The sequence below is a fragment of the Streptomyces sp. S6 genome (genome assembly GCF_054880855.1).
The window spans coordinates 1-5,299 of record NZ_JBTYMC010000397.1 but is presented as its reverse complement, the minus strand read 5'-3'; the positions used below and the strand labels follow the sequence as shown (position 1 = coordinate 5,299).

Below are 5,299 nucleotides of genomic sequence, written 5' to 3'. Positions count from 1 at the left end.
GGGGGGCGGGGTGGCGGCCACCGCGCGCGTGAGGGTGGGGGTCGGCGTCGGGACGGGGGCCGGTTCCTCGACCGTCACCCCGAAGTCCGTCGCGATGCCGGCCAGGCCGTTCGCGTACCCCTGCCCCACCGCGCGGGCCTTCCACGCGCCGTTGCGCAGATAGATCTCGACGATGACGAGGGCCGTCTCGGTGCCGAGCTGGGGCGGGGTGAACGTCGCGATGACGGCGTTGTCGGCGGCACTGCGGATCGTCGCCGTCGGTTCGACGCCCTGGAAGGTCTGGCCCGCGGCGTCGGGGCTGGCGGTGACGACGATCTTCTCGATGCCGGGAGGGAGCACGGTGGTGTCGACGGTGATCGCGTCGGGGGCGGAACCTCCTCCGGAGCGGTACGTCACCCCGGGGCCGTTCGGCTGGTTGTAGAAGATGAAGTCGTCGTCCGAGCGCACTTTGCCGTCGGCGGTGAGCAGCAGGCCCGAGACGTCGAGCCGCACGGGCGCGGAGACGTCCACCGTCACCTTCGCGACGGGGAGGGGGATGTTCGAGCCGGGGGTCATAGCGGTCATGCCGGGTGAACGAACGAGACCACTTTGCCGTTCCCTTACCCGCTCCCCAGTCCCGTCTTCACCCGAAAGACTGATTCCGGCCCCACCGAGAACCCTCTCGGAGAGGCCGGAACAGCGCTCACATCGGTTCAGGCCGACCAGCTCAGTTCAGGCTGATCAGCGTCCCCGATCCGTTCGCGTACTCCACCCAGCCGGTGGACCGCCCCCCGGTCCCCACTCCGCTCCACGCCGCCGTCACCTTCAGCGGCATCCCCGGAGTCGTGGTCGCCTTCGAAGGCGTCACGGACAGTGACCCGGCGGGAACTCCACCGGAGCCGACCGCGTTGAACTGGTACGTGTACGGGGTCGTCCCCGGCTCGGTGCCCCCGTTGCCGATCTGGACGACGGCGACGAGGTACGTCCCGGCCGCGGGCTTGGTCAGCACAGCGTTGGACACGCCCTGCGCGTCGGCCAGGGCGACCTGACTGTCGACGAGCTCTCCGCCGACAACACGCCCGTACACGATCCCGGTGGTCCCGGTCGTCGCCCCGAACCGCACGGTGATCTCGACGGCCTTGGTCCCGGCGGCGACGTCCGGCAGGAAGTCGTTCTCGTCGATCCCGTTCAGCGTCCCGCTGACGGGCGCGGCGGAGACCGGCCCGGTCGGTGTCGCGGTGAACGCGGTGGCGGCCGAGGCGACCGTGTAGGTGACGGAGCCGGAGGCCCCGGTGCCGGTCACCCGCGCGGGCGCGCGCACGGCCTGCGGGGTGACGACGATCGGGCTGCGGACGGTCGTCCGCCCGGCCGTCCAGGTCAGCGACCCGGTGTCGGCGACCCCGACGGGCGCGGTGGTGACGTCGAGCTTGACGGTGAACGTCCTGCGCTCGCCGGGCCGCGTGAACCGCAGGGTGGACGGCGTGACGGTCGCCTTGACGCCGGGCAGGTCGACGGAGGCCCGGTAGACCCCCGGCGTGACGGCGGTGACCGTGCGCTTCACCGTCTGGCTGCCGACGAGGTCCCCGACGGCGATGGACGCCGAGTTGAGGTCGCTGGCGTCGATGGGCTTCGCGCCGGTCCCGGTGTCGAGGCCGAGGCCCTCCAGGTAGCTCAGCCAGTCCCGCTCGAAGGAGTCGTAGACGAGCCCGGGGCGCAGCATCCGCCACGCGGAGACCTCACCGGCGCCCTGCGCGAAGACGTCGTCGCTGGGCTTGCCCTCGGGGGTGAGGGTGGGTGAAGTCGTCGTCATCATCGCCGACTTGACCGCCATGGGCGACCACTTGGGGTGCAGCGCGAGGTAGATCGCGGCGAGCCCGGTGATGTGCGGCGCCGCCATCGACGTCCCGGAGTAGAAGTCGAAGTCGTGGCCCCGGTTGGACGGCGGGGCGACGGCCGCGAGGATCGTGACGCCCGGCGCGGAGATGTCCGGCTTGAGGACGTCGCCGTTGTTCTGGAGCGAGGGCCCGCGCGAGGAGAACCCGGCGACCTGCGGGTAGGCGATGTCCGCGCCGCCGACGACGAGCGAACCGGTCGCTCCGGCCGTGGCCGCGTAGGCGCGGACGACGGTGGAGTCCGGGACGTCGAGATGCACCGTCGGCAGAGTGTGCGAGTCGCCGTCGGTGCTGCCCTGGGAGACGTTGACGAGGACCATGCCGACGGCGCCGGCGCGCTTGGCCTCGGCGGACTTGGCGATCCGGTCGACAACTCCCCTGTCGCAGACCACGAGTTTGCCCGCGGCCAGCGCCGGGTCGAGGGTGCCGGGGGCGCAGACCTCGGCGTCGTCGGCGGACGCGTCCGCGTTCTTGACGGCCGTCGAGCGCACGAGCGGCGCGGGGCCGACCGTACCGGTGAGGGTGGTGCTGATCCCGGTGTAGCGCTCGCCGTTGCCGAGGACGACGGTCCCCTTGTACGGCTCGACCGTGCTCGCGGCGACGGTCGTCGTCCACGGCGCGATGTTGTCCAACGTACTCGCTCCGGGGCCGGAGTTGCCGCCGGAGGTGGAGATGAACACCCCGGCCGCCGCCGCGTTGCGGAACGCCGTCTGGATCGGGTCGTTCGCGGGGGACTCGGAGCCGCTGCCGATCGAGTAGTTGATGACGTCGACGCCGTCGGCGGTGGCCTGGTCGATCGCGGCGACGATGTCGCTGGTCAGACCGCCGGTCTGGGTGCCGTCCTTGCTCTCCCAGAGCACCTTGTAGACGGCGATGGCGGCGCCCGGTGCGACGCCGGAGATCCTGCCGTAGGCGCGGCCGTCGATGCTCGCGGGCACGTTGGTGTTGCCGGCCGCCGTGGAGGCGGTGTGCGAGCCGTGGCCGCCGCCGTCGCGCGGGGACATGTAGTCGGCGCGGTTGGCCTCCGGGACCCATTCGCGCCAGGCGTCGCCGTACTGGCGGGCGCTGATGACCTTGCGGTTGCAGTCGGCGGCGGTGAACTCCTCGCCCGTCTCGCAGGTCCCGGTGAAGGTCGCGCCGTCCGTCTTGCGCATGACGGTCGTCGAACCCCTCAGGTAGGGACGGTACTTGTCCCAGGCCGGGGGTCTGGCCGCGGTGAGGGCGGGGGCGGCGAAGGAGGCGCTCTCGGGCCAGATGCCGGTGTCGAGGTCGCCGATGACAACACCCTTGCCTGCGTTGGCCGTTCCGCCGAGTGCGGACCAGAGTCCCTTGCGTCCCGACAGGTGCAGGTAGTCGACGGAGTTCTTGTCGTCGGTCGCCTTGTGCACCCGGTCGGGGGTGACGGAGACGACGCCCTTCGTCGCGGCGAGCTTCAGGATCTGCGGCGGAGTCAGCTTCGCCGAGAAGGTGTTGGTGGTGACGGAGTAGTGCCGGGCGACCTTCGCGCCGACCTTCTTCGCCGCCGCGTTCTGCTCGGTGACGAGGTGGGTGCGGTAGCGGCGGGCGTCGTCGGTGGTGACGTCGACCTTCTCGCCCGCGTCCGGTCTGGTCGCCGGGATGCCGTCCACGCCGCCGTCGTAGGTGGCGATCGGCTGGTCGGCGAGGGTGACGAGGTAGCGGCCGGATATCGGGGCCGGGGTATCCGCCGTGTCGGCGGCGGCAGTTGGGGCCGCTAACGGTGCGGCGGCCAGGATCAGCGCGGCGACGGACACACCGACCGTCGTCGGTCTTCGGTTCATGAAGTCCCCCCAGAGACAAGGAGGAAAGGGCCTCGCCCTTTCCGTGAGTCGTACGGGAAGCCGCCAACCTCCGTGCAGTGGTTGGCGGTTCATGGTGCACAGGGTGCGGGCCGAAAGGGAATGCCGCCTACGGCAAGGTGGCCGCCTTGCGCCACGCCGGCCGCGAACCGCTCCGGAGCTTGCGGGTAACGCGCGGGTGGGACACGGTCGTTGACGCCGATGCGACCCGGGTGCCCGGAAAGGGGTGCGGGCGGGCCCGTTCGGTGCCCGCCCGCGTGATCCCGTGGGGGGAGGTCAGTGGGGCCAGATCGGCGGGTTCGTGACGAAGGCGCCGCCCAGGTAGGCGTGTTCCTCGTTGCCCGGCCGGAGTTCACCCTGTTCGGCGATGAGCTTCTCGGCGTACGGCTCAGAGTCGTCCCGCGGGTCGTAGCCGAGTGCCCGCGCGGAGGTGAGGTCCCACCACAGGCGGGTGTTCGCGGACGACCCGTAGACGACGGTGTGGCCGACGTCCTCGGCGGTCAGAGCGGCGTGGAGGAGGCGTGCGCCGTCGGCGGGACTCAGCCAGATCGACAGCATGCGCACGGATGTCGGTTCGGCGAAGCAGGAGCCGATGCGCACGGAGACGGTCTCCAGGCCGTGCCTGTCCCAGTAGAGCTGGGCGAGGTCCTCGCCGAAGGACTTCGACAGGCCGTAGAAGGTGTCGGGACGGCGTGGGGTGTCGATCGGGATGAGTTCGTCAGTGCCCTCGGGTCGCGGGGTGTAGCCGACGGCGTGGTTGGAGGAGGCGAAGACGATCCGCCGCACACCCTCCGCGCGGGCGGCCTCGTAGAGGTTGTAGGTGCCCTCGATGTTGGCCTTGAGGATCTTCTCGAACGTGGACTCCACGGAGATGCCCGCGAGATGGACGATCGCGTCGACACCCCGGACGGCCTCCCGGAGGGCGTCGCGGTCGGCGAGGTCGGCGGTGATCGCGCCGGGGTCGCCCTCGACGGGGACGAGGTCGAGGGAGCGCAGGTCGTAGCCGTACTCCGGGAGCAGGCCCCGCATCAGGGTGCCCAGGCCGCCGGCGGCGCCGGTCAGCAGGACGGTGCGCGGAGCGGGCATCCTCGGTCTCCTCGGGTCGGCGGGCCACACCCGGCCCGGTGAGCCGTATGCGTGATCCTCATTCACATGCTTGGACAAGCTAAGGATTCCCGCCACTCCTCGTCAAGGGGGCACAAGGTCGGGACACGCCCACCCTGAGGTGCCTTGGCGCGCTTGACCGGTCATGATGCCGCTCCTTAGAGTGGTCGCGTTCATGAATATGTACGACGATCAGAAACGTGACCGTGTTCCGGGATGCGGTCCCCCGACCCCAGGAGAGCCCGTGCCGACAGCCCCGCTCACCGACCGCCTCAAGGCCCCCACCGGGCCGCTGTTCTTCCCCGTCACCGCCTACGGCACCGACGGCTCCCTCGACCTCGACGCCTTCCGCGCGCACGTGCGCCAGGGCGTCGACGCCGGTGCGGCGGCCGTGTTCGCGTGCTGCGGCACCGGGGAGTTCCACGCGCTCGACCCGGACGAGTTCGAGGCCTGCGTGCGCGCGGCCGTCGAGGAGACCGCCGGGCGCGTCCCGGTCGTCGCGGGCGC

4 protein-coding genes are annotated in these 5,299 nt (G+C 71.2%); 1 reads left to right on the top strand and 3 read right to left on the bottom strand.

Going from position 1 to position 5,299, the window contains the following annotated elements; translation table 11 throughout:
* From ACVNF4_RS32120 to ACVNF4_RS32110, 3 genes are all read right to left on the bottom strand, one after another.
* Positions 1 to 555, bottom strand: a 555-nt coding sequence (locus tag ACVNF4_RS32120; protein ID WP_461806398.1) for a TerD family protein, incomplete at its 3' end; no start/stop codon positions are given.
* A gap of 151 nt (positions 556 to 706) precedes the next feature.
* Positions 707 to 3,670 carry a S8 family serine peptidase gene (locus tag ACVNF4_RS32115; protein ID WP_461806397.1) on the bottom strand — a complete coding sequence of 988 codons (2,964 nt, stop codon included), beginning with the start codon at positions 3,668 to 3,670 and terminating at the stop codon, positions 707 to 709.
* 294 nt (positions 3,671 to 3,964) lie between these two features.
* Complete coding sequence (locus ACVNF4_RS32110) at positions 3,965 to 4,774, bottom strand: NAD-dependent epimerase/dehydratase family protein (RefSeq protein WP_461806396.1); 810 nt, start codon at positions 4,772 to 4,774, stop codon at positions 3,965 to 3,967.
* 262 nt (positions 4,775 to 5,036) lie between these two features.
* Between ACVNF4_RS32110 and ACVNF4_RS32105 the strand changes: the two genes are divergently transcribed.
* Positions 5,037 to 5,299, top strand: a 263-nt coding sequence (locus ACVNF4_RS32105; protein WP_461806395.1) for a dihydrodipicolinate synthase family protein, incomplete at its 3' end; no start/stop codon positions are given.